This window comes from Actinomadura fulvescens (assembly GCF_039533225.1).
In the GTDB taxonomy this organism is placed as follows: Bacteria; Actinomycetota; Actinomycetes; order Streptosporangiales; family Streptosporangiaceae; genus Spirillospora; species Spirillospora fulvescens.
In genome coordinates this window covers 263,742-288,151 of record NZ_BAAATD010000001.1, presented here as the reverse complement: position 1 = coordinate 288,151, position 24,410 = coordinate 263,742, and the positions used below count along the sequence as shown (strand labels likewise).

At 72.2% G+C, this 24,410-nt stretch carries 22 protein-coding genes; 5 read left to right on the top strand and 17 right to left on the bottom strand.

The features are described from left to right. Positions 1 to 50 precede the first annotated feature (50 nt). Together ABD333_RS01370 and ABD333_RS01365 are read right to left on the bottom strand one after the other, a co-directional pair. On the bottom strand, positions 51 to 857 hold the full coding sequence (locus tag ABD333_RS01370) for a response regulator (RefSeq protein ID WP_344536867.1): 807 nt from the start codon (positions 855 to 857) through the stop codon (positions 51 to 53). Beyond that, a complete protein-coding gene (locus ABD333_RS01365; protein WP_344536865.1) occupies positions 854 to 2,104 on the bottom strand; it encodes a sensor histidine kinase in 1,251 nt (416 codons plus the stop codon). The genes ABD333_RS01370 and ABD333_RS01365 overlap by 4 nt, the downstream gene beginning before the upstream one ends. 103 nt (positions 2,105 to 2,207) lie before the next feature. On the opposite strand from ABD333_RS01365, the gene ABD333_RS01360 reads away from it, so the two are divergent. The 4 genes from ABD333_RS01360 (at position 2,208) to ABD333_RS01345 (ending at position 6,319) form a co-directional block, all read left to right on the top strand. Then, positions 2,208 to 3,845 carry a hypothetical protein gene (locus ABD333_RS01360; protein WP_344536862.1) on the top strand — a complete coding sequence of 546 codons (1,638 nt, stop codon included), beginning with the start codon at positions 2,208 to 2,210 and terminating at the stop codon, positions 3,843 to 3,845. After that, a complete protein-coding gene (locus ABD333_RS01355) occupies positions 3,842 to 4,372 on the top strand; it encodes a hypothetical protein (RefSeq protein WP_344536860.1) in 531 nt (176 codons plus the stop codon). Before ABD333_RS01360 ends, ABD333_RS01355 begins: the two co-directional genes overlap by 4 nt. Positions 4,373 to 4,464: 92 nt before the next feature. Beyond that, the gene (locus ABD333_RS01350) at positions 4,465 to 5,607 is read left to right on the top strand and encodes a hypothetical protein (protein ID WP_344536858.1); all 1,143 of its coding nucleotides are present in this window, start codon (positions 4,465 to 4,467) and stop codon (positions 5,605 to 5,607) included. Between the two features lie 25 nt (positions 5,608 to 5,632). Further along, entirely contained in the window at positions 5,633 to 6,319 is a 687-nt protein-coding gene (locus tag ABD333_RS01345) for a hypothetical protein (protein ID WP_344536856.1), read from the top strand. Positions 6,320 to 6,329: 10 nt separating this feature from the next. Here ABD333_RS01345 and smc read toward each other — a convergent pair whose 3' ends face one another. The 15 genes from smc to ABD333_RS01270 all read right to left on the bottom strand — a co-directional run bounded on the left by smc (position 6,330) and on the right by ABD333_RS01270 (position 23,811). Then, complete coding sequence (smc, locus tag ABD333_RS01340) at positions 6,330 to 9,998, bottom strand: chromosome segregation protein SMC (protein ID WP_344536854.1); 3,669 nt, start codon at positions 9,996 to 9,998, stop codon at positions 6,330 to 6,332. 619 nt (positions 9,999 to 10,617) lie between these two features. Then, a complete protein-coding gene (locus tag ABD333_RS01335; protein WP_151571373.1) occupies positions 10,618 to 10,815 on the bottom strand; it encodes a hypothetical protein in 198 nt (65 codons plus the stop codon). Positions 10,816 to 10,993: 178 nt separating this feature from the next. Further along, positions 10,994 to 11,275 carry an acylphosphatase gene (locus ABD333_RS01330; protein ID WP_344536850.1) on the bottom strand — a complete coding sequence of 94 codons (282 nt, stop codon included), beginning with the start codon at positions 11,273 to 11,275 and terminating at the stop codon, positions 10,994 to 10,996. A gap of 52 nt (positions 11,276 to 11,327) precedes the next feature. Next, complete coding sequence (mutM, locus tag ABD333_RS01325) at positions 11,328 to 12,227, bottom strand: bifunctional DNA-formamidopyrimidine glycosylase/DNA-(apurinic or apyrimidinic site) lyase (RefSeq protein ID WP_344536848.1); 900 nt, start codon at positions 12,225 to 12,227, stop codon at positions 11,328 to 11,330. Next, positions 12,220 to 12,420 (bottom strand): DUF1737 domain-containing protein, encoded by a 201-nt coding sequence (locus tag ABD333_RS01320; RefSeq protein ID WP_344536846.1) that lies wholly within the window; start codon positions 12,418 to 12,420, stop codon positions 12,220 to 12,222. Before ABD333_RS01320 ends, mutM begins: the two co-directional genes overlap by 8 nt. Positions 12,421 to 12,430: 10 nt before the next feature. After that, a complete protein-coding gene (gene rnc / locus ABD333_RS01315) occupies positions 12,431 to 13,246 on the bottom strand; it encodes a ribonuclease III (protein WP_425546896.1) in 816 nt (271 codons plus the stop codon). A gap of 330 nt (positions 13,247 to 13,576) precedes the next feature. Further along, on the bottom strand, positions 13,577 to 13,756 hold the full coding sequence (gene rpmF / locus ABD333_RS01310) for a 50S ribosomal protein L32 (RefSeq protein ID WP_344536842.1): 180 nt from the start codon (positions 13,754 to 13,756) through the stop codon (positions 13,577 to 13,579). A gap of 3 nt (positions 13,757 to 13,759) precedes the next feature. Further along, entirely contained in the window at positions 13,760 to 14,344 is a 585-nt protein-coding gene (locus ABD333_RS01305) for a YceD family protein (RefSeq protein WP_344536840.1), read from the bottom strand. A 99-nt stretch (positions 14,345 to 14,443) separates the two neighbouring features. Then, on the bottom strand, positions 14,444 to 14,923 hold the full coding sequence (gene coaD / locus ABD333_RS01300) for a pantetheine-phosphate adenylyltransferase (protein WP_344536838.1): 480 nt from the start codon (positions 14,921 to 14,923) through the stop codon (positions 14,444 to 14,446). A 156-nt stretch (positions 14,924 to 15,079) separates the two neighbouring features. Next, a complete protein-coding gene (locus tag ABD333_RS01295) occupies positions 15,080 to 16,522 on the bottom strand; it encodes a penicillin-binding transpeptidase domain-containing protein (RefSeq protein ID WP_344536836.1) in 1,443 nt (480 codons plus the stop codon). A 138-nt stretch (positions 16,523 to 16,660) separates the two neighbouring features. Further along, a complete protein-coding gene (gene rsmD, locus ABD333_RS01290; RefSeq protein WP_344536834.1) occupies positions 16,661 to 17,224 on the bottom strand; it encodes a 16S rRNA (guanine(966)-N(2))-methyltransferase RsmD in 564 nt (187 codons plus the stop codon). A 116-nt stretch (positions 17,225 to 17,340) separates the two neighbouring features. Beyond that, positions 17,341 to 18,258: a HEAT repeat domain-containing protein gene (locus ABD333_RS01285; protein WP_344536832.1), complete on the bottom strand. Its 918-nt coding sequence runs from the start codon at positions 18,256 to 18,258 to the stop codon at positions 17,341 to 17,343. Positions 18,259 to 18,395: 137 nt separating this feature from the next. Next, positions 18,396 to 19,835, bottom strand: a complete 1,440-nt coding sequence (locus ABD333_RS01280) for an MFS transporter (protein ID WP_344536830.1) — start codon at positions 19,833 to 19,835, stop codon at positions 18,396 to 18,398. A 177-nt stretch (positions 19,836 to 20,012) separates the two neighbouring features. Further along, entirely contained in the window at positions 20,013 to 22,199 is a 2,187-nt protein-coding gene (gene recG, locus ABD333_RS01275) for an ATP-dependent DNA helicase RecG (RefSeq protein ID WP_344536828.1), read from the bottom strand. 25 nt (positions 22,200 to 22,224) lie between these two features. Continuing rightward, positions 22,225 to 23,811 carry a DAK2 domain-containing protein gene (locus ABD333_RS01270; RefSeq protein WP_344536826.1) on the bottom strand — a complete coding sequence of 529 codons (1,587 nt, stop codon included), beginning with the start codon at positions 23,809 to 23,811 and terminating at the stop codon, positions 22,225 to 22,227. A gap of 208 nt (positions 23,812 to 24,019) precedes the next feature. On the opposite strand from ABD333_RS01270, the gene rpmB reads away from it, so the two are divergent. After that, positions 24,020 to 24,214 (top strand): 50S ribosomal protein L28, encoded by a 195-nt coding sequence (gene rpmB / locus ABD333_RS01265; RefSeq protein ID WP_208263556.1) that lies wholly within the window; start codon positions 24,020 to 24,022, stop codon positions 24,212 to 24,214. The last annotated feature ends 196 nt before the right edge of the window (positions 24,215 to 24,410 follow it).

The following is a 24,410-nucleotide window of genomic DNA, read 5'->3' as shown; positions in this document are numbered from 1 at the left end:
CCCTAGGGCCCTACCGCGCGTCCGCGGGGGCCTCAACCCGGCATCGCCCATCAGCCTCCCGGAGGCATTCCGAGCCAGGTCACGATGGCTGTGGCACGGTTGGGCACCCCTAGTTTGGCATAAATGCGGTTGATGTAGTTCTTGACGGTCTTCTCCGTCAGAAATAGCTTTGCCGCGATGTCAGAGTTCGCATGCCCCTGAATGATGAGGTCCATGACCTCGATTTCGCGGGCGGAAAGGCCGAAACGCGATCGGTGACCGGCCGGGTCGGCCGGTGGCGGTCCGGCCTGTCCCGCCCGGGTGGCCTCGATCAGGGCGGCGGACGCGACCTGTGAGAGGGGGTGGGCCCGGTGCAGCACGGTCTCGCGGATGGCCGCGGCGAGCTCCTCGATCGTGAACGTGTTGTGCACGAGGTAGCCGACGGCGCCCCGCCGCACGGCGGTGAGCACCACGTCGGGGTCCTCGACCTGGGTGAGCATGATGACCCGGCTGAGCGTGCTCAGCACCTCGACGGCGTCCACCCCGTCCACGTGCGGCATCCGCACGTCGAGCAGCGTCACGTCCGGCAGCAGGCGCCGCGCCATGTCGATGGCCTGGCCGCCGTCGCCGGCCTCGCCGACCACCTCGATGTCGTCGCTGGTCTCCAGCGCCATGACGAGGCCGGAACGGATGAACTGGTTGTCGTCCACGACGAGCACGCGGTACCGCCCGCCCGGCCCCGACCCGGCGCCGCCGCCCGCCGCCGGCCGGGCGGCGCCTCCCTCGGGCTCGCCGCCGTCCGCCGCCGGATCGCCACCGCCCGACGGCGCGCTCTCGTTGGGGCTCGGTCCTCCGGGGAACGCAGGATGGCCGTTCATCGATCCCTCCTCCTCGTCAGCGCGGCGCGTCCGCCGGCCGCGTCCTCCCCCGCGAAGCGCACCGTGATCCCGGTGCCCGCACCCGGCATCGAGTCCACGACCAGCTCGCCCCCGGCCCGCCGTGCCCGTTCGTGCATGCCGAGGAGGCCGTAGTGGCCCGCACCGCTGAGCCCGTCGAGCCAGCCCTCGCCTCCCGGGCGGACCGGCAGGCCGTGCCCGTCGTCGCGGACGCGGATCTCCAGCAGGTCCCGGTCCCCGGCCACGCTGATCTCGACGCTGGACGCACCCGCGTGCCGGCTCACGTTCTCCAGCGCCTCCTTGACGATCGCCAGCGTCTCGTGCCGCGCGCTCAGCGGCAGATCGACGTCCTCCTGGACGCGGGTGCGCACCGAGATGCCCGCGGAGCGCTCCCACTCGGCGGCGATCTCGGCGATCGCGACGCCCAGCGGGTGCTGCACGGAGTCCTCGCGCAGCTCGGCGATGAGCGCCCGCGCCTGGCGCGCGGCGACCTGGGCGGCGGCGGCGATCCGCTGCGCCTCCGCCTCGGCGCGCTCGGGCGACTTGCGGATCCAGGCGGGCAGTCCCGTCGACGCCAGCGCGATGCCCGACAGGGTGCCGGTCAGCGAGTCGTGCATGTCGCGCGCCAGACGGGAACGTTCCGCCGCGGCGAGCGCCTGCGCCTCCGACCGCCAGCGCGCCTCCTCGGCGTCGGCCTGCTCGTGGTACAGGCGGCGCAGCACCCCGCCCACCAGGGCGCCGACGGCGTAGAACGAGGGCATCGCGAGCAGCATCGGCAGCCCCACGGCGTTCTTGAGCGCGGGGAAATCGTCCTTGAGCGCGACGTAGTAGAGCACGGTCTGCTGGGCGCACAGCAGGACCACGGCCGGCCACCGGTACAGCAGCCCGGCGAGGCCCGCGGCGACCACGGTGACCAGGAAGTACGGGCCGATGATCCCGCCGACCTCCAGCACGGCGTACCCGATGAGGACGTCGAACGCGAGCAGCGCCGGCTGGTCGAACAGCCGCGGTACGAGCCGTTCCCAGCCCATCAGCGCGACGCCGGAGACGAGCGCGGCGGCGGCCAGCACCCACAGCTCCCCGAACTCGCGCTCCTCCTTGTGGTCGACCAGCACGGTGATGCCGACGACCAGCACCCTCACCTGCATGAGCAGGACGAACGTGAGACCGATCCTGGTCTCCAGAGAGCTCCGGATCGCCCCGCCGGACAACTCCTCGCCGCCGACCATCTCAGGAATCCTCCCGAAACACGGCACTGCATGGGAAACGCCGTGATTCCACCTAACCGCCGCACAGCGAACACTAGCCACATTTAACCCGGAGGTCGCTACGATGCCCGCGAAAACCGGCGTTCCCGACGGCGTTCGGCGAACGGTGCCGCAGCCGGAGGGGGCGCACACCCCCGCCGAGTTCCTCACGTCACTGCGCAAGCTCCAGTCGTGGTCCGGCCTCTCCGTGGAGGAACTGGAATCCCGGCTCCGCGACCCCGGCGGCGTGCCCGTCCCCGGAGGCCTGTCCGCCCTCTTGTCCGGCGATCTGCTTCCCGGTGAGGAGCTGCTCTCGGAGTTCCTCGTCGCCTGCGGTTGTGTCCCCGAGGTGCGCGCGCGGTGGCTGGAGGTCCATGCCCGTCTGGCGGCCGTCCGCTCGGTTCCGCCGTCCCTGGACAGTGGACCCGACGACGTCCAGGTTGCCGGCACGCTGTCGGTGACACCGCGGCGGAGAACGAACACCCTCATCATGCCCGCTGAGCAGGTGCCCGCTGAACAGGTGCCCGCTGAGCAGCCGCCTCCGTGGCAGGTGCAGACTTCGCAGCCGCCGCCACCACCGTGGTTGGCGCAGCCACAGCCGATCCAAGAACCACCGCATCCAACCCACGCACTGCCCCCGCAGCCCTTGCAACCGCAACCGCAGGCGCAGGCGCAGGCGCAGGCGCAGGCGTTGCAGATACAGCCGCATCACGTCCGTGAGTGGCCTCGGCCGGACATGCAGTGGAGGCAGCCGGACCGGGAAGGGACGCTACCCCTGCAAGAACTGCCGACGCCGCCCCACACGGAGGACGAGGAAGGCCAGGAGCGCGAGGCCGAACGCGAGGAAGACGTTCCGCCCGCGGCCGCCGGCAATCGCCGACGCGGCCGTTTCGCCGGAACGCGGCGTTCGGACGGCGGGCGGCGGGCCTCCGCCGAACGCCGCACCGCACGGGAACCCCGGACGGCAGGGCGGCATCGTTCGACCGGTGAACTGCCGGTGGTGGACGCTCCCGCGCAGGCCGCCGAGCCGGCACCGGCACGGGCGGGCCGGCACCGGGCCAGCGGCGAGTTCCCGGTGGTGACGTCGGGGCGGCAGCGCCCCAAGATCTCGGCGCCGGCCGCGACGGTGTCGCTGATCACCGTGGCGGCGGTCGTGTTCGCGCTCGTGAGCTCCGCGGACGGCGGCAAGGACAGGGAGGCCGGCAAGGCGTCCAGGCAGGAGCGGACAGCGGCCGCGCTGCCGCCCGAGGACGGCCTCTACATGATCAGTCCGGTGACCGGCGAACCCAACGTCAACTGCCTGGCGATCATGAACGACAACGCGCTGCGGCCGACGTTGTCGCAGCACGCCTGCCTGCTTGAGGACCCGACCGAGCGCTTCGAACTCCAGTCGCTGAGCAAGGGCGGCCATGTGCTGAAAGGACGGGCGGCCGAGGGCGAGAAGCTCCGCTGCGTCACGCTCGACGGGACCGGCGACGGGGCGCGGCTGCGCCTCATGCCCTGCGTGCCGGACGACGAGCGGCAACGGTTCACCTTCGACCCGACCGGCCCGCCGCCGGTGAACGGCACGGCGATCTTCCGCATGCTGCCCGTCTCCACGCACGCGAACGGGATGTGCGTGGGCATCGACCCCGTCCGGCCCGGTACCGTCCACGCCGTGCACACCTCGTGCTTCCGGGCGGGGGTCCGGGGCTTCACGTTCACCGCCGCGAGCGGTTCGTGAGACGACTGCTGATCCCCTGCGGTGGCGTGCTGCTCTGCGGGGTGCTCCTGTGGTCGGTCCTCTCGGGAGACGACGGCCACGGACCCGCCACGTCGGATCCACCCGAGACGCCCGCGTCCTCGGTGCGGCCGCGGTTCACGAGGCCGCCCCTGTTCGATCCCCGGAACTCGCCCGACCAGCCCGGCATCCAGGGAGCGCGGGCGGCCCTGCAGGCCGTGCTGCGCGGGCACGCGCACGGTGACGTGTCGGCCTGCCGGTACGTGTACCTGCGCGGGCCGTTCGCCACGAGCAAGGGTGGTCCGATACGCGGCAACTGCACGAAGGGAATGCGGGACGGGCCGCACGAACTGCGGCCACGGGAACGCCAGGCACTCTGGGAGGTACGGGTGACGGGCGGCAGACTCACCAAGCCGGCGGAGGCGGTTCTCCCGGCGCTCGGGCTGCGGTACGACTCCGGGCACTTCCTGGTGCCGCAGCCGACCTTCACCTTGCGGCGCTTCGGCGGGCGGTGGAAGGTCGTGAAGTAACCTCACCTTCCCCAATGGGGACAATAGTTACATTCGCCTTAAGGATCGCTACGATGCCAGCACTGGCACTCGCTGATCTTTAGGGGAAGAGAGTGACCGCGAGCACCGTGGCTCCACAACCCGGCGAGGTGGGAACACCCGCCGAGTTCCTCTCTCACATGCGACGGCTCCATGCCCGGTCGGGGCTGTCGCTTCCCGAACTGGAGTCGCGGCTTCGCTCGGTCGGCGTCCTGGTCCCGGGCGGTCTCGGCGGTCTGCTCGGCGGCGAGGTGCTGCCCCGGCCCGAGTTCGTCGCGGCGTTCGTGACCGCCTGCGGATGCACGGGTGAGACGCGTGAGGCCTGGCTCCGAGCCCACGAGCGCGTCGTCAGCGGGGCCGGCGCCGCGAACGAGCCGCCCGCCGCCCCGAGCCCGCTCGACCACGCGAAACGACTCGAAGACGCGCACCAAGGCGCGCACCCGTTCGAGCGCGCCGACCCGTTCGAGCGCGCCGACCCCTCCGACACGCAACCGCGCCTGCCCGTGGCCGGCGTACGCCGCGGGCGCCGCCGCGCCGTCGCGCGTCCCGGCGCGGGCCGCCCGCTCTCGCTCCTGGTCGCCGCCCCGGCCCTCATCACGATCGCGGTGGTCGCGGTGGCCATCTACACGGCCGGCGACCGGGATCCGGGCCGCGAGGCCGGGACGGCCAAGGCCGCCGACCCGCCGGCGATCCCGCCCCCGGCGGACGCCTGGTACGTGGTCAATCCGATGGTCACGGCACAGTCGGAGATGGACGACTGCCTGTCGATCCTCCCCGACGATTCCTACGAGCCGAACGTCGGCCAGGACCGCTGCGCGCCGGAGGACCCGCTCCAGCGGGTGCGGCTGCAGCCGCTCGGCTCCGGCGGCTCCGCCGGCTCCGCCGACACCGTCGTCATCAAGGCGTTCAACGCGTGGGACAAGATCTGGTGCGCGACGCTCGCCGCGCGCGAGCCCGGCGCGCGCGTTCTGTTGCGGCCCTGCGTCTCCGGCGACCCGCGGCAGAGCTTCGTGCTGACGGCGACGGGCGCGACCGCGCACGGACGCCGGATCTACCGGCTGCAGGCGTCGTCCACACGGGAGAACGGGATGTGCGTCGGCGTCAAGGTCGATCACCCCGCGACGGCGCACACCGTCCACACCAACTGCGGCCAGTCCGGCGTGCTGGGGTACATCTTCACCCCGGTCAAGGCCCCGACGAACAGCAGCGACGGCTGATCCGTGCCCGCCAGAGAACCCATCGATGCCAGGTAGACGGCGCGCCACCGGTCAGCCGGGCCTCGGCAGAGCGGGCGGACGCACGCTCTCGCTCCTGGTGGCCGCTCCCGCGATCTTCACCATCGCCGTGATCACCGTGTCACTGGTCGTCGCGGCGAACCGGGGGTCCGAGCCCTCCGGATCCGCCCCGGCGAGCCCGGTCGCCGCGCCGTCCCCGCCGCCGGACGGCTGGTACACGGTCAAGCCCGTCACCGGCCGGCCGCACCAGGACTGCGTCGCGGTCCTCCAGGACGACCGGCGAGAACCGACCTTGTCGCAGCATCGGTGTGACGCCGAGAACAAGCTGGAACGCATCTGGCTCCAGTCGCTCGCCGTCCGCACCTATCTGGTCAAGGTACGGATGAGCGCCACGACGTTCTGGTGCACCACGCTCGACTCCCTTGAGGAGGGAGCCCGCCTGCACGTCAGGCCATGCGCCCGGAACCAGATGCGCCAGCGGTTCGTCCTCGAACCCGTTCCCGGCGAGCAGCTGGCCACCGCGCCGGTCTTCCGGCTGTCGCCCGTAGCCACCCGTTCCCAGGGGATGTGCGTCAGCATCGACACCGTCAGCCGGACCGCGCCGAGCACGCGGCACGCCGTCCACACCGCCTGCGCTCGCGCGGTGGTGCGGGGCTACACGTTCAGCCCGGCACTGGCACCGGTCAACGGCTGACCTCGCGCGGTCAGACGGCCTCGTGCTCCCGCAGCCGCTGGCTCACGACCTGGGTGACGCCGTCGCCGCGCATGCTGACGCCGTAGAGCGCGTCGGCGCCCTCCATCGTGCGCTTCTGGTGGGTGATGATGATCAGCTGGGACGACTCGCGCAGCTCCTCGAACACCCTCAGCAGCCGCTGGGTGTTGGTGTCGTCCAGCGCCGCCTCGACCTCGTCGAGCACGTAGAACGGCGACGGCCGCGCCTTGAACACCGCGACCAGGAACGCGATCGCGACCAGCGACCGCTCACCGCCGGACAGCAGCGACAGCCGCTTGACCTTCTTACCCGGAGGCCGCGCCGAGACCTCGACGCCGGTCGCGAGCATGTCGTCCGGCTCGGTGAGCGAGAGGCTGCCCTCGCCCCCCGGGAACAGCCGCGCGAAGATCCGCTCGAACTCCCGCGCGGTGTCGTCGTAGGCGGCGGAGAACACCTGCTGCACCCGGTCGTCGACCTCCTTGACCACGGTCAGCAGGTCGCGCCGCGTCTTCTTGAGGTCCTCCAGCTGCGAGGTCAGGAACGCGTGCCGCTCCTCCAGCGCCGCGAACTCCTCCAGCGCCAGCGGGTTGACCTTGCCCAGCTGGTTGAGCTGGCGTTCGGCGGCCTTGGCGCGCTTCTCCTGCTCCACGCGCTTGTAGGGAACGGGCTGCGCGTCCTCGGCCGCCTCGGGCCCCGGAGGCACCGGCACGTTCGGCCCGTACTCCGACACCAGGGCCTCGACCTCAAGCCCGAACTCCTCCAGCGCGCGCTGCTGGAGCTGCTCCAGCCGCAGCCGCTGCTCGGCCCGCGCGACCTCGCTGCCGTGCACGACGTTGACCAGGCGCTCCAGCGTGCCGGACAGCTCGCGCACCTGCGTGCGCACGACCTTGAGCTCGGCGTCGCGCGCCGCCCGTGCCCGCTCGGCCGCCTCGCGCTGGGCGACCGCCGCCGCCAGCGAGAGCTCGATGCGGTCCAGCGCGGTCCGCGATCCCCTGAGCACGGCCTCGGCGATCTTGGCCTGCCGCTCGCGCCGCGCCCGCCGCCGTGCCGCGCGGGCGCGTTCCTCCCGCTCGCGGCGGGCGCCGCGTTCGAGGGCGTCCGCGCGCCCGGCGATGGCCTGCACCCGTTCCTCGGCGGTACGCACCGACAGCCGGGCCTCCATCTCGGCGGAGCGCAGGTTGCGGCAGCGTTCGGCGAGCTCGTCCCGCGCGTCGGTCTCGTGGCCCGCCTCCTCGGCGACCTCGGCGGCCTCCTCCGACTCGGCGAGCCGGACGGCCAGTTCCTCGGCGGCGTGGACGTCGCGTTCGAGCGACTCGTTCGCGGCGTCGAGCGCTTTGGTCAGCCGTTCGACCTCGCCGCGCGCGGCGCGCACTCCGGCCTCCAGCCGGGCCGCGTGCTTGGCCTCCTGGGCGGCCCTGGCCTCGAACTCGCGCAGCCTGCCCCGCACCCGGTCGAGCTCGGACTGTGCCTGGTTGACGCCCGACTGCGCCTGGTTGACGGCGGCCTGCGCGGCGTCGAGCGCGACCTGTGCCGTCTGCTCGGCCTCCATGGCCGAGGCCAGCTCAGCGGCGCCGCGTTCGGCACCGGTCTCGGCGGCGGCCAGGTCTTGCGCGGCCTCGTCGAGCGTCGCCCGCATCTGCAGGAGGCTCTGCGCGCCACCGGCCGCGCCGCCCAGTGCCCAGTGGGCACCGAACAGGTCGCCTTCGCGCGTCACCGCGCGCAGGCCCGGCTCGCGCCTCACGAGCTCGCCCGCCGCGGCCAGGTCGGCCACGACCGCGACATCGCGCAGCAGGTATTCCAGGGCGGGCCGGACGACGTCGGGAACGGTCACGGCGTCGATCGCGTAGTCGACCCCCGCGACCCGGGACATCGAGCCGCCGGAGCCGCCGCCCACCAGCACGCCCGCGCGCCCGGCGGACCGGGCGCGCAGCAACGCCAGCGCGGCTTCGGCGGTGTCGACCGAGCCCACCGCGATGGCCTCGGCGGCGTTGCCCAGCGCCGCCGCGACGGCCGTCTCGTAGCCCGGCCGTACGGTCAGCAGCGAGGCGACCGTGCCGAGCACGCCCTCCAGCGAGCCGTCGGCGCCCGCCGACAGCAGCGCCTCGCCTCCGTCGGCGGCGCTGGCGAGGGTCAGGTTGAGCGCTTCGATCCGCGCCTGCAGCGCGGCGACGCGCTTCTGGGCGGCCTGGTCGGCGGAACGGGCGGCGGCGACGGCCGCGCGTGCCTCCTTCAGCTGCGCACGCGGCCCTTCCACTCCCGCGCGGGCGGCCTCGGACGCCTCCTTGGCGACGGCGAGGCGCTCCTGCGCCACCTCGTGCTCGGCGGCGAGCTCGGGGTCCTCGACGACCTCCGCCTCGTACGCCTCGAACTCGGCCTGCGCGGCGCCGGCCCGCTGCTCGGCCTCGGCCCGGGCCTCGGCGAGACGCCCGATCTCCGACTCGCCCGCCTGGGCCTTGCTGCGCAGCGCGTCGACCCGGCCGCGCAGCCGGGCCAGCTCCTCGCGGCGGTCGGCGGCGGCGCGCGCCGCGGTCTGCAGGCGGCGTTCCTCCTGCGTGAGCGCGTCTTCGGCGACGGACCGTTCCTCCACCGCCCCGGCGAGCGCCTCCTGGGCCTCCTCAAGCGCGGCGCGGAGCAGGTCCTCCTGCTCGCGGACGGCGACGGCCTCGCGCTCCATGTCCTCGGGGTCGCGGCCGCGCCGCTCCTCCTCGCGGGCCTCGGCGGCGTTGCGGTGCCGCTCGGCGGCCAGGTCGGCGACGCCGCGCAGCCGTTCCTTCAACGCCGACAACTGGAACCAGGTGTCCTGTACCCGCGCCAGCTTGGGCGCCTCGGCGGCCTCCTCGGCCTCCAGCCCGGCCTCGCGTTCCTGTGCGCCGGCCAGGGCCCGCTCGGTCTCGGCCCGGCGCTCGCGGATGGCCGCCTCGTCGGCGGCCTCCTGGTCGAGCCTGGTCGTCAGCGCCACCAGGTCGTCGGCGAGCAGCCGCAGCCGCGCGTCGCGCAGGTCGGCCTGGATGACGGCGGCCCGCCGGGCGATCTCGGCCTGCCTGCCGAGCGGCTTGAGCTGCCGGCGCAGCTCTCCGGTGAGGTCCTGTACGCGCGTGAGGTTGGCCTGCATCGCGTCGAGCTTGCGCAGCGCCTTCTCCTTGCGCTTGCGGTGCTTGAGCACGCCCGCCGCCTCTTCGATGACGGCCCGCCGCCCCTCGGGGCCCGAGTGCAGGACGCGGTCGAGCTGGCCCTGCCCGATGATCACGTGCATCTCGCGGCCGATGCCGGAGTCCGACAGCAGCTCCTGGATGTCCAGCAGCCGGCAGGAGTCGCCGTTGATGGCGTACTCGCTCTGCCCCGACCGGAACATCAGCCGGCTGATCGTCACCTCGGAGTAGTCGATCGGCAGGGCGCCGTCGGCGTTGTCGATGGTGAGCACGACCTCCGCGCGGCCCAGCGGCGGGCGCGTCGCGGTGCCGGCGAAGATGACGTCCTCCATCTTGCCGCCGCGCAGGGACTTGGCGCCCTGCTCGCCCATCACCCAGGACAGCGCGTCGACCACGTTGGACTTGCCCGAGCCGTTGGGCCCGACGACACAGGTGATGCCCGGCTCGAACTTCAGCGTGGTCGAGGACGCGAAGGACTTGAAGCCGCGTAGCGTCAGGCTCTTCAGGTACACGCGCTCTGAGTCCTCCTCCGGAGATCGCGCACGGGTGGGGCCGCCCCCGGACCATGGCCGTTCACCTCTTGTGCACAGGAGGGCCGGCCCCCTGTCGCGCCCTGGTGGTACGCCTGGGAGCCTGTCGAACGATACCGGTCAGCGCCCCCGCGACCCGGCATCCGCGCGTTCGTTCACCTCCCAATGTGCCATGATCCGTCCGATTGCGCGCCGTGGACCCCCGGAACACGCCAGGGCGACGATCGAACCGATCACAAGGCCCACCGATCTCGCCGGTAAGTAATCTCTAACCTAAAGGCACGAAAAACGGGCAATATGCCCTTTTTACGGCTGGTTTGATAGCCCGTGGGGAAGCGCGGACTGCGCGTCGCGGATCGCGTTGGCGCGGTCGCTGCGGAATGCCGACGGAACGTAGCGGCGAACGCCCGGGGTAGCCGAAACGGACGGGTCGCTCGCCCCACGTAAGAGGGAGCGGGGAGGCGGAGCCCCCGGATCGGGAATCGCGAGGGTCGCGGAGTGCGACGGCGAGCACGTCCGGGCAATACAAAGGGCTGGGGGGCGGGGAGCAAGCCGAGGCTTGCGACCGGACTCCGCCCTTCCAGCCCAGGAAGACGCCGAACTAGGTCAGCGCCGGTTCGCGGTCCTTCACTCCGAGCGACACGATGTCGTCGTCGGGCGCCGTCGCCAGCGCGTCGTTCTCTGCCTGAAGCCGTACGAGCTCGGCCTCCAGATCACGTACGCGCCGCTGAAGACGCCGCATCTCCGCGACCATCCGGGGGTCGGGACCGCCGACGTGGCCGAGTAGAGCCTTCGCCATGACTAAGGGTCCTCCACGCTGAGTAACCAGCAGGGATCGCGCACAAAGAGCAAATGAAGCTGATGCGCGTATCGTCTAGAGTCGCACCGGCCGGTGTCCTGGTCAAGATGGACATCACGGGCCGGTAACAACCTGTCGTGACTAGTTTAGCAGGTACAAACCGGAAAACCCTACCCGGTCACCTCTCCTGGAAACCGGGGAGCCCGCCGCGCGGCTCGCTCCAGCGTTCGGTGACGCCCGCGACCCGTCCGGGCGTACCCGGACCCCGCAGCAGCTCCAGCAGGCGCTCACAGGACGCGCGAGATCCTTCGGCCACCACCTCGACCCTGCCGTCCCGCAGGTTGGTGGCGCTGCCGACCAGGCCGAGCTCCAGCGCACGGGCCCGCACCCACCAGCGGAAGCCGACACCCTGGACCCGCCCGCGGGCCCAGGCGGTCAGCCGTACGCTCTCGTCGTCCATATCGGTCCTCGGTGGCGGTCGATCCTGATGGCATCTAATCCGGGCGGCACGCCTAGTAACGTGCCCGGCGCGGGCGCGGCTGGCACGTGGGGCAGCTATAGGAGGACCGGTTCATGAACACGTCGCGCCGGATCGCGGTGCCGCACCGCCGACACGGTTCGTCGCGCCGCCCGTAGGCGTCCAGCGAACGGTCGAAGTAGCCGCTGTCCCCGTTTACGTCGACGTAGAGGCTGTCGAAGGACGTGCCACCCACGTGGAGCGCCGCCGACATGACCTCGCGCGCGGCGGTGAGAACGCGGGAGACCTCGGCGCGGGTGAGCGTCTCGGTGGGCCGGGCCCAGTGCAGCTTCGCGCGCCACAGCGCCTCGTCGGCGTAGATGTTGCCGACGCCGCTGATCAGCGACTGGTCGAGCAGCGCCCGCTTGATCCCGGTGTGGCGGCGGCGCAGCGCGCGGAAGAACGCCTCGTCGTCGAACGCCTCCTCCAGCGGGTCGGCGGCGATGTGCGCGATCGGCTCGGGGACCTGCCCCCCGGGGGCGAACGGGTCGGGCACCAGGTCGGTCATCATCAGGTGCCCGAACGTCCGCTGGTCGACGAAGCGCAGGTCGTGGCCGCCATCGGTGAAGGCGACCCGGACCCGCAGATGTTTCTCGCGTTCGCGGCCGGGCTCGCCGACCAGCAGCTGCCCGCTCATCCCGAGGTGCGCCAGCAGCGCCTCCGCGGGCTTGTCGTCCGGCTGCCCGGCCTCGGTCAGCGGCAGCCACATGTACTTGCCGCGGCGGCGCGGAGTGACGATCGTGCGGCCGGTCAGGCGGCCCGCGAAGTCGTCCGCGCCCGCCGTGTGGCGCCGGACGGCGCGCGGGTGCAGCACCTCGATCGCGCCGGTCGTGCGGCCGGTCACCCAGCTCTCCAGGCCCCGGCGGACGACCTCGACCTCGGGCAGTTCAGGCATCGGCGCGCCCGTCCCCGTCCCGGAGCACGAGGGCCTGCCCGACGATCGTCTGTTCGCGGGCGGCGTCGAAGCTCATCGTGGGCGAGCCGTACAGCTCGTAGCCCTCGTCGAGGAGCGAGCTCACGCGCTTGCAGAACTCGGCGTCGTCCGGGCCGGTGATCATTCGGTAGCGCAGTCGGGAGGTCTTTGCCATAGGACCAAGATTACGGGCGCTGAGCAGCGGGATCGGCGTCACCCGCGCCATCCGCACTGCCGGCGCCGCCCGCGCCGCCCGCGCCGCCCGCGCCGCCCGCGCCGCCCGCCTTGCTCCCGGCCTCCGCGCCTGCCCCGTTGGGACGGGAGTCGGCGCCCCTGGCGGCCTCCCCCGCCTCGCGGGCCACGACGAGCTCGCGGATGGCGTTCCAGGCGGCCTCGGCGGCGTGCTGCTCGGCCTCCTTCTTGCTGCGTCCCTCGCCCGAGCCGTAGGTGGTGCCGCCCACCCGCACCGAGGCGCGGAAGGTCTTCTGGTGGTCGGGGCCGCTCTCGGCGACGTGGTACTCGGGCACGCCGAGCTCCTCCACCGCGGTCAGCTCCTGCAGCGAGGTCTTCCAGTCCAGCCCGGCGCCGAGCCCGGCGGAACGGGTGATCAGCGCGTCGAAGAGCCGGTGCACCAAGGCGGCGGCCTCCTCCAGCCCGCGGTCGAGGTACACCGCGCCGATCAGCGCCTCCAGCGTGTCGGCGAGGATCGAGGCCTTGTCGCGGCCGCCCGTGCCCTCCTCGCCCCGGCCGAGGCGGATGTGCGCGCCCACGCCGAGGCCGCGCGCGACGCCGGCGAGGGCGCGCATGTTGACCACCGCGGCCCGCAGCTTGGCGAGCTGGCCCTCGGGCAGGTCGGGGTGGTCGCGGAACAGCGTGTCGGTGACCACCAGGCCGAGCACCGAGTCGCCCAGGAACTCCAGGCGCTCGTTGGTGGGCAGGCCGCCGTTCTCGTACGCGTAGGAACGGTGGGTCAGCGCGCGTTCGAGCAGCTCGTCGGTCATCTCGATGCCGAGCGCGCGGGTGAGCTCCGCGCGGGGTGGCGCGGGGTCGTGGGTCTTGCCGGTCACAGGCCCTCCTCGCAGGGCTCATACCACTCGGTGTGGTGGCCGCTACGGCGTGTGACGACGGTGCCGACGCGGGAGCGCGGCACGAGGGAGGGTCCGCGAAGACGAGGTGCGCGCCGGTTGATCACTCCCGGCGTGCACCACGGCCTCGGGCGCCGGCCCCGGTACCGGTCGCCACGCCGGCGTCACTCGCCGGAGTGGTCGGTCCAAAGCACCTCGAGGGGCGGCCGCGCCTGCACGCGGACCCGCCCCCCGAGAATCAACGAATCAAGCCGACGGCGCGACGACCTGCCGCCGGTCGTAGGTGCCGCACGACGCGCACACGGTGTGGGGCAGCTTCTGGTCACGGCAGGTCGGGCACTCGACCAGGGTCGGCGCCGCGGTCTTCCACTGCGCACGCCGGTGCCGCGTGTTGCTGCGCGACTTCTTCCGCTTCGGGACGGCCACTGGTCAGCCCTCCTGCTTTCCTTGTCGTAGGTCTGTGATGCCTTGCAGCGCCGCCCATCGGGGGTCGGCGACGTCATGGTGGTGGTCCGGTCCGGCGTCCGCCAGCCGCACCCCGCACTCCGAGCAGAGCCCGGGACAGTCATCCCGGCACAGCGGGGACAGCGGCAGTGCGAGCAGCACCGCGTCCCGGAGCACCGGCTCAAGGTCGATCAGATCGTCCTCAAGGCGGAGCTCGTCGTCGCCCGCGTTCCCGCCGGAGCGGGTGTCAGGATAGACGAAGAGCTCCTGGAAGTCCGCCTCGAAGGTCGAGGCGATCGGGTCAAGGCAGCGTGCGCACTCCCCCTCCAGGGGGACCCACGCCGTGCCCGTGACGAGCACGCCCTCCAGCACCGCCTCGAACCGCAGATCCAGTTCGAGCTCGGCGCCCTCGGGCACGCCCACCATCTCGACGCCGAAATCCTCCGGTGCCGGCACGGTCAGGGTCTGCTCGCGGGACGACCCGGGTTGCCTGCTGAGGGCTCGGGTGTCGAGCACGAGCGGGGCGTTGGGGTCGAGGCGAGACAGCGGAATCCTGCTTTCGTGAGGCATGGCGAATCGCGGCCGTCGGTCCTGGCCGACTCCCCAGGGTACCGAACGCGGGCGCCCGGACCCAACTCGTCCCCGGTCAGCCCCACCCGGGCCCGCCTCTTACTTCTCCTGGAGGCGTTCGACGAGGCGTTCGTGGACGAGCTCGGGGATCAGCCCGGAGACGTCGCCGCCGTACTTCACGATCTCCTTCATGAGGCTGGAGGAGAGGTAGGAGTAGAGGGGGTTGGTGGACATGAACATGGTCTCCACGCCCGCCATCCGGTGGTTCATCTGGGCCATCTGCAGCTCGTACTCGTAGTCGCTGACCGCGCGCAGGCCCTTGACGATCACGGGGATGTCGTTCTGCCGGCAGAAGTCCACGAGCAGGCCGTGCCAGCTGTCGATCTTGACGTTGCCGTACTCCCTGGTGACCTCTCCCAGCATCGCGATGCGCTCGTCGATGGTGAAGAGCCCCTGCTTGGTCTTGTTGATCAGGACGGCGACGACCACCTCGTCGAAGAGGCGGGAGGCCCGGCTGATGATGTCGAGGTGCCCATTGGTGACGGGATCGAACGAGCCCGGACAAACGACACGGCGCACGTGGTGGCTCCATCCGTTGCGAGACTACCGAGGCTAGGAGTCTGGCTTTCTGTGCAAGGTGCCCTTTCTTGCAGGTGGCGCCCCGCGGCGCGACCGTACCAAATCGGATTCGGTCGTCCCGCACCGGGCTTGCGCCGGCGCCGGACGTGGGGACGGTCAGCCCGCGAGCGCGTCGATGATCTCCGCGGCGATCGGCCCGGACTTGATCCCATACCCCTCCGCCTCCGTCATCACCGCGACCGCGTAGCGCGGATCGGAGCCGGGGCCGTAACCGATGAACCACCGGTCGTTGTAGGACCTGCCCTCGACGTCGGCGGTCCCGGTCTTGCCCCCGGCGACCGACGAGCCCCGCAGGCTCTTGCCGGTGCCGGAGCCGATCACGGCCTTCATCATGTCCCGCAGATGCTCCGCCCGTTCCGCGGTGAGCGGCCGGGTCAGCGTCTCCGGGTCGGTATCGCCGACGACCGAGCCGTCGGGCGCGCGCAGCCTGTCGACCAGGAAGGGCCGCATGACCTTGCCGTCGTTGACGATGCCGGCGGTGACCATGGCCATCTGCAGCGGGGTGGCGACGGTGCTGCCCTGCCCGATCGAGCCGAGCGCGCTCAGCGACGGCTGGTCGGTCCTGGGGAACGAGCTGGCGGCGGCGGTCATCTTCCCTTCCGCGACGTCGATCTTGTCGTCGAAGCCGAAGTCCGCCGCCTGGTCGCCGACCGCCGTGTTGCCCGGCTCCTCCGCGCCCATGTAGGCGAACGTGGTGTTGCAGGACTGCGCGTACGCGTCGATCAGGGGAATGGCACGCAGGTCGCACTGGCCGCCGATGTCGCCCGCGTCGTTGTTGATGGCCTGGCCGGCGCCCGGCGGCCGATAGCTGCGGCCCGCCCTGACGCGGGTGGCGTCGGAGTCCCCCGCGGTGAGCGCGGCTGCGGCGACCACCGTCTTGAACGTGGAGCCGGGCGGGAAGACCTCGTTCAGCGCCTTGTTGAGCAGCGGTTTCAGCGGGTCGTCGTTCAGCCTCTCGAACCGCTTCGTCGCCGTGTCGCCGTCCAGCGTCGACACGTCGTTGGCGTCGTACGACGGGGTGGAGGCCATCACCAGGATCGCGCCGGTCCTGGCGTCGAGGGCGACCGCGGCGCCCCGGCGGGCTCCGCTCGACTGGAGCGCGGCGTAGGCGGCCTGCTGCGCCTCCACGTCGATCGTCGTCTCCACCGTGCCGCCCGGGGTCTTCCTGCCGAGCAGCTTGTCCAGGAAGTTGCTGGTGGCCAGGCGCGGGTCGGAGCCGTCCAGGAAGTGGTTCTCGGCGTTCTCCAGGGCGCTCTGCGAGAAGACGGAGAAGTAGCCGGTGACCGGCGAGAAGACCTCGCTGTTCCAGTAACGGCGGCGGTACTCCTTGCCAGCGGTCTTCTCCGACCAGGCCAGCCGCCGGCCGTCGGCCACGATCGGGCCTCGCTGGATCTTGGAGCGGGTCTCGTACTGGCGCGCGTTGTGGGGGTCGTCGCGCAGCTTCTGGTATTCGAAGCCCTGGAGGTACGTCACGTTCACCATGAGAGCGAGGGCCATCAGCAGCGTCAGGATCCAGGTGCGTCCCAGCGCCTTGTCCATGCCCGTGCCCTACCCCCCGAAGCAGCGCGATGACCCATCGTAGTCACGCGCGCTCTCCAAAAGCGATCACCCCAGCCTCACACAGCGACCCCCGCCCCGCCTATCGATCTTGAAGGAATGGACCCTTCGCGGGCGGTCTCAGCCGTCGGCGCGGCCGTACCAGAAGACGGCCTCGCCATAGCGGCGGTCGCGTTCGGCGGTGTAGCCGTCCGGCCATTCGAGCGCAGGGCCGCGCACCGAGCGTTCGACGACGACCAGCGCGTCCGGCGTGTACCAGCCGTTGTCGCGCAGGTCGGTCAGCAGGTCGGTCACCGCCGCGTCGGTCACCGCGTACGGGGGGTCGGCGAAGACCAGGTCGTACGGCTCGTCCGGAGGCTGCCGGACGAGCCGTTCCACCTTGTCGGCCACCGGCCGCGCGCCCGGCAGGCCGAGTGCCGCGGCGTTCGCCCGGACGGTCTTGATCGCGCGCGGGTGCGACTCGACCAGCAGGGCGTGCGCCGCGCCGCGCGAGAGCGCCTCCAGGCCGACCGCGCCGGATCCGGCGAACAGGTCGGCCACGCGCAGCCCGTCGAGCGGACCGAGCAGCGCCTGGACGGTCGAGAACAGGCCCTCGCGGGCACGGTCGCTGGTCGGCCGCGTGTCCCGGCCCGGCGGGACCGCCAGCCGCCGTCCTCCTGCGCTTCCCGCGATGACCCTGGTCATGGCTCAAGTATGGCCGCGCACAGCACGGCCCGGCACGGCGTCCGGCGCGTGAAAGGGGCGGGCGGGATGCCCCCACCCCGGAACATCCCGCCCACGTCTCTTTGACGACCGAAGGCTCAGGCGAGTGCCCAGCGAACCTGAGTTCGCACCCCGGGGTCAGGGTCGGCGAGCGCTTCGGTCAGGGCCGTGACGACCTCGGGCCGGTCCGACGCCCACTGTTCCAGCGCCTGCACCGCGGCGCGGCGCACGTCCACGATGCGGTCGCGCAGGGCGTGGAGCAGCGGCTGGACGGCGATCTCGGGCGCGGCCCGCCCGAGCGCCAGGACGGCACGTTTGCGAACCTGCCAGCCGGAGTGCGCGATCGCGGTGATGACGCGGCCCTCCAGCGGCTCGGGCACGCCGAGCTCGGCGGCCGCGTCGAGCGCCGCCATCCGCACCACCGGGTCGTGGTCGGTCAGCAGATGTTCGAGGACGGGCAGGCCGGCGGGCACCGCGAGCCGGGCCAGGCCGTCGGCCACCGCGACCCGTACCTCGCGGGCGGGGTCGTCGGCGGCCTCGGCGACCGCGCCGACCGCGCGCAGCGCGACGAGCCCGAGGATCGCCTGGACGCGTACGTGGACCTCGCCGTCGTGCAGGCCCTGCTCGTACATCTCGCCGGCGCCCTCGGTGAGGACGACGAGCAGCGCGGTGGCGACCTCGCGAACGAGCCTGTCGCGTCCGCGCGCGGACGCGAGCAGGAGCGCCCGGACGCCCTCGTCGCCGAGGCAGACCTCGGGCAGGTCGCGCAGCGCCTCGGCCGCCAGGCGGCGCGTCTGCTCGTCCTCGTCGGCGAGCGCCCAGGCGAGCGCGTCGCCGAAGCCGCGCGGCCCGTCGCCGCCGCCCGCGTTCCTGATGAGCACGCTGAGCGCGGCGGCACGTACCTCGGGCTCGGGGTCGCGGAGGTAGGGCTCAAGGTCGCACACCTGCGGGTGAACGATCCGGTGCAGCTCGACGACCCGGGCGAGGAGGGCGGGGACGGGTGTGGTGATCGTCATGAGGTGACCTCCGGGCTTGACGTACGCCGATCATGCTCGGCCAACTTCCCTATAAAGTCAACCTGTTAAGTAGGAATAGCCGCGAACCTGAGGGGACGCGCCGGGCTGCGCGTCCCCTCAGCCGTGCCTACACGGGATCACGCGGCCAGCTCCGCCGCCCGTTCCACCGGCGCGTCCGCGCTCTCGGCACCCGCCGCACGGCCGCGCGGGAGGACCAGGGCGAGCACCGCGCCCGCTCCCGCGACCACGGCCGCGACGACGAAGGCCGCCTGGAAACCGTCGGTCAGCTTCGCCGCGTTCCCCAGCGCACCGGCGCCCTGCCCGGTCGCCAGCGCGGTCGCCACCGCCAGGCCCAGCGCCGAACCCACCTGGTAGGTGGTGTTGACGATGCCCGACGCCAGACCGCTCTGCTCGGCCGGAACCCCCGAGATCGCCTGCATCATCGTCGGGATGTAGGCCAGCGACATGCCGAGAGCCGCGACCAGCGAGGCGGCCAGCACGTCCGCCGCGAAGCTGCCGTCCGGCCGCACCAGCGTCAGCCCCGCCAGCCCGAGCGCCAGCACCACGAGCCCGGTCACCGTGAGGGGCTTCATCCCGAACCGGCCCATCAGCCGGCCGGTGACGCCGACCATGAGGACCATGATGGTGACGGTCATCGGCAGCAGCGCCGCCCCGCTGGCGAACGCGCCGAAGCCCAGCACCTGCTGCAGGTAGAGGTTGAGGAAGTACCACGCCGGGATCCACGCGCCGCCCAGCAGGAGGAACACCAGGTTGGCGACCGCCAGGCCGGGCGTACGCCACACCGAGAGCGGCATCAGCGGCTGCCGGAGCGTCCGCTGGATCCCCACGAAGACCGCCAGCAGCAGAGCCGCGCCACCGAGCTGGAGCAGCGTCGAGGAATCACCCCAGCCCTGCTCCGGCGCCCGAACGATCGCGAACACCGCCAGGGCCAGACCGGCGGTCACGGCGGCCGCGCCGAGCAGGTCGACCGAACCGCGCCGGGAGCCCACCGACGGCAGCACTGCCGGAACCGCGGCGAGCGTCGCCAGGCCGATCGGGATGTAGATGACGAAGACCCAGGGCCAGCTGAGCCACTCGGTCAGCACGCCGCCGAGGAAGACGCCCGCCGTGCCTCCCGCGGGAGCCGCGGCACCGTAGAGCGCCATGGCCTTGCCGAGTTCCTTGGGGTTTCCGCCGAAGATGGTCATCAGCAGCGTCATCGCGGCCGGGGTGATGAGGGCGCCGCCGACGCCCTGGACACCCCTCCCGAGTATCTCCACCCAGGCCTCCTGGGCCGCCGCGGCGACCACGGAGCCGCCGATGAGCACGGCCCAGCCGGTGGCGAAGACCCGGCGGGCGCCGAGCAGGTCCGACAGCCGCCCGCCGAGGAGCAGCAGACCACCGAAGACGATCACGTAGGCGTTGAACACCCACTGCAGGTCACCCTGCGAGAAGCCGAGGTCGCGCTGCATGTCGGGGAGCGCGACGCCGATGATGGACGTGTCCATGATCACCATGAACTGGGCCGTGGCGAGCACCAGAAGCGCCCACCACCGCCGGGGACTGGTCGCGGACATCGTTCCGCCTCCAATACCAGTAGGGGGTATCTCTCACTGACGAGGCGAGAATCTAGCAAACCCCCAGGGGGTATGTAAGCGATCCGGCAATGACCTACGTCACACCGTCCTCCAGCCCCCACCCACCACCAACAAAGGACGGGCTCCGCCCGGCTGTTTTTCTTGGGGGGTCGGGTCTTAGGCCTTTTCGAGGAAGTCTGCTCGTTCCTCGTCCAGGAGGGAGGCGAGCTCGGCCGCGAGGCCCGGGTTGTCTTCCAGGTCCGGGTCGGCCTCGACCAGCAGGGTGGCCTCGTCGCGGGCGTGCAGGATGACCTCCTCGTCCCGCTGGAGGGTCAGCAGGCGCAGGCTGGACGAACGTCCGGCCTGGGTCGCGCCGAGCACGTCGCCTTCGCGCCGCTGCTCCAGGTCGAGGCGCGACAGCTTGAACCCGTCCGTCGTCGAGGCCACCGCGTCGAGCCGTTCCCGCGACTTGCTCCCGGCCTCGGCGTCCGTCACCAGCAGGCACAACCCGGGCAGCGTCCCGCGGCCGACCCGTCCGCGCAGCTGGTGCAGCTGAGACACTCCGAACCGGTCCGCGTCCATGATCACCATGACGGTGGCGTTGGGCACGTCCACGCCCACCTCGATCACGGTCGTCGCCAGCAGCACGTCCAGCTCGCCCGCCGTGAACCGGCGCATCACCGCGTCCTTCTCGTCCGGGTGGAGCTTGCCGTGCAGCACCCCAAGCCGCAGCCCGGTCAGCAGGACCTCCAGCTTGGGCAGCACCTCCATGATCCCCAGCGGGGACCGCCGCTCGCCGTCCTCCTCGATGGCGTCGCCCTCGTCACCCTCCTGCTCGCCGATCCGCGGGCAGACGATGTAGATCTGGCGCCCGGCGGCGGCCTCCTCCTTGATGCGCTCCCACGTGCGCGCCAGGAACGCGGGCTTCTCCGGCGGCACCACGTGCGTCCTGATCTCCGAACGTCCCGCCGGCAGCTGGCCGAGCACCGACGTCTCCAGGTCGCCGAACACCGTCATCGCGACCGTCCGGGGAATCGGCGTGGCGGTCATGACCAGCACGTGCGGCCGGCCGCCGGTCACCTTCTCCCGCAACGCGTCCCGCTGCTCGACCCCGAACCGGTGCTGCTCGTCCACGACCACAAGCCCCAGGTCGGCGAACCGCACCTGGTCCTGCAGCAGCGCATGGGTGCCCACCACGATGCCCGCCGCCCCCGAGGCCGCGTCCAGCAGCGCCGCCTTGCGCGCCTTGGCCCCCTGCGACCCGGTGAGCAGGGCGACATTGGTCGCGTTGTCGGCCCCGCCGAGCTGCCCGGCATGCGCCAGGTCTCCCAGCATCCCGGTGATCGACCGGAAGTGCTGCTGCGCCAGCACCTCGGTCGGCGCCAGCAGCGCCGCCTGCCCGCCCCCGTCCACCACCTGCAACATCGCCCGCAACGCGACGACGGTCTTGCCGGCGCCCACGTCGCCCTGGAGGAGGCGGTGCATGGGGTGTTCCAGGGAGAGGTCTTCGGCGATCTCGCGGCCCACGTCGCGCTGGCCTTCGGTGAGGTCGAACGGGAGACGGGCGTCGAACGCGTCCAGGAGACCGCCCTCGATCGCGGGACGGGCCTTGGCGGGCAGGGCCGCGGCAGCCAGGCGGCGCTGGGCCAGGGCGATCTGGAGGACGAACGCCTCGTCCCACTTGAGGCGTTTGCGGGCGCGGCCGAGCTCCTCCCAGTCCTTGGGCCGGTGGATGCCCTCGTACGCGTCGCGGAGGCCGATCATGCCGTAGCGCTTGAGGGTGAGCCGGGGCATCGGGTCATCGGGGAGCTGGAGCTGGTCGAGGACCATGCCGACGGACTTGGTGATGGCGTCGATGTCCAGGCCCTTGGTGGCCGGGTAGATCGGGATGATCTCGTCGGCCCACTCCTGCGCGGCGGTGGCGTCCTCGCGGGCGTGGATCGGCTTGTACTGGGGGTGGGCGAGCTGGCGGACCGCCCGGCCGCTGCGGGGGCGGTAGGTGCTGATCTTGCCGGCGAACAGGGCGCGGGTGCCCGGGGAGAGGTCCTTCTCCGGTTTGTACGAGCCCTTGCGGCCGAAGAAGCTCAGCTTGAGCTCGCCGGTGCCGTCGGTGACGGTGATCTCCAGGACGTAGCCGGGGCTGCGGCTGAGCGTTCGGCCCTGGACCTTGACGACCTCGGCCATCACGGTGACGTGCTCGCCGTCCGCCAGGCTGCTCAGGGGCGTCAGCTCGCCGCGGTGGGCGTACCGGCGGGGGTAGTGGTGCAGCAGGTCCCCGACCGTGTGCAGGTCGAGGCCGCTCGCCAGAACCTTGGCGGTCTTGTCCCCGAGGACCTTGCGCAACGGCTCGTCGAGTTTGGCCACCTGTCTTTTCTAGCCCATGACGGGGTCACTCGACTCCGATGAGCAGCGGGTAGAGCTCCTGGGCGCCGTCGTAGACGCCGACCTCGACGTCGGGGCGTACTTCGCGGAGGTGGTCTTCGAGGCCCTCGGCCAGGCCGGACGGTGCGTGGGTGCCGACGATCAGGGTCACGAGCTCGCCGCCGCCGGACAGCATCCGGCCGAGGCACTGGCGGGCCACCTCGGCGAGCTCAGAGCCGATCACGGCGACATCGCCGTCGATCAGGCCCAGAACATCGCCGGGCTGGCAGAGGCCCACGCTGGTGAACGCCTCCTCCGCGGCGACCTCCAGATGACCGAACCTGGTCGCGCCCGCGGCCCGGGTCATGGCGATCACGTCGTCGGCGAAGCGGCGCAGCGGGTCGTGCACCGCGAGCGCCGCGAGGCCCTGGACGGACGCCTTGGTCGGCACGACGGCGATGCGGGCCCCGGCGTCGCGGGCGCGTTCCGCGGCGGCCTCCGCGAGGGCGAGCACCTCGGGCTCGTTCGGCAGCACCGCCACCTCGTCTCCGGCGGCCAGGATCGCCTCGGCCAGGACCGCGAGCGGCGGAACGGTGCCCGGCTCGCGGCGGACGACCCGGGCGCCGCATCCCTCGAAGAGCGCGGCGAGGCCGTCGGCGGCGGTGACCGCGACCACGGCACGCCCGACGTGGGGCGCGTGCGGCTGCCCCTCGTCGATCATGTGCAGGTAGGTCACCCGGATGCGGTGCGGGCGGCCGGCCGTGAGCCCCGCCTCGATGGCCGCTCCGGCGTCGTCCACGTGGACGTGGACGTTCCACAGGCCGTCACCGCCGACGACGACCAGGGAGTCGCCGAGGCCGTCCAGGGACTCACGGAGATCGTGGATGGTGTCGTCGGGGGCGTCGAGGAGGTACATGACCTCGTACGCGGGACTGGTGCTCTCCGGCTCCTCCCGTACGGCGGGCTCGCCGTGGGTGCGGGCGGGGATCTCGTACCGCTCGGGGAACTCCTCGGTGATCACCGCGGCGAGCGCCTCCAGGACCACGCAGAGCCCCGCGGCGCCCGCGTCCACCACGCCGCTGCGTGCGAGCACGTCGAGCTGGCCGGTGGTCTTGCGCAGCGCCTGGCGGGCCCCGGTCGCAGCCGCCCGCGCCGCCCCGGCGAGACCGTCGCCCGTCTCGGTGGCGGTGGACGCCTCCTGGAGCACGCTGAGGATCGTGCCCTCGACCGGATGCTCGACCGCGTTGCGGGCCAGCACCGACGCGTACTCCAGGGCCTCGGCGAAGACCTCCGCGTCCACCCGGATGCCCGGCCGTCCCATGATCTCGGCGAGCCCCCGGAAGACCTGGCTGAGGATCACTCCGGAATTGCCCCGGGCCCCCAGCAGCGCCCCCTGCGCCAGCGCCCGCCAGGTCTCGGCGTTCCCGACGCCCTCCGGGAGCGCCTCGGCGGCCTCCGCCGCCGCCAGGACCGTCAGATGCAGGTTGGTCCCGGTGTCGCCGTCGGGAACGGGGAACACGTTGAGCGCGTCGATCTCCCCCCGGGTGCGGCCGAGCGCCTCGGCCGCGAGCCTGCACCACTGCCGTACCGCCGCCCCGTCGAGGACCTCAGTCACACCCGCGCCCCTCTCCCGCCATGCCCGCATCATTCTGTATCGCGCGAGGCGTCCCCTTGGGAACCCGTCGCCGATTCGCCTCCCGGACGCGACCTCGGCTACTCTGGTCCATGCGCCTCCTCCGAGGCGCCTTCAGCGAGCGCTCCGAGCGGCCTCTCCGGCCGGGGGCGTTCCGTTCAGAGCACCGACACCCACTTTGGAGTTTCCCGTGGCTTCCGTCTGCGACGTCTGCGGCAAGGGACCCGGTTTCGGCATGAGTGTCTCCCACTCGCACCGCCGCACCCCGCGCCGCTGGAACCCCAACATCCAGCGTGTGCGCGCCGTCGTGAACGGTGGCACCAAGCGCATCAACGCCTGCACCTCCTGCATCAAGGCCGGAAAAGTGGCCAAGCCGACCGTCTGACGGTCACATCCCAAGCCTCAGTCGGCTCACCAATCAGGTGAGCCGACTTTGCTTTTGCCCGGTGATGAACGGCGCCCAACCCGCACGCGAGCGCGTGACCTGAGCTGGAGCGAGCCGCCAGGCGAAGCTTCACGCGAAGATCGCGAAGCGATGCCGCGCTCGCCCTTTGCCGGTTCGGCGGCCGAGCCGCCAGGCG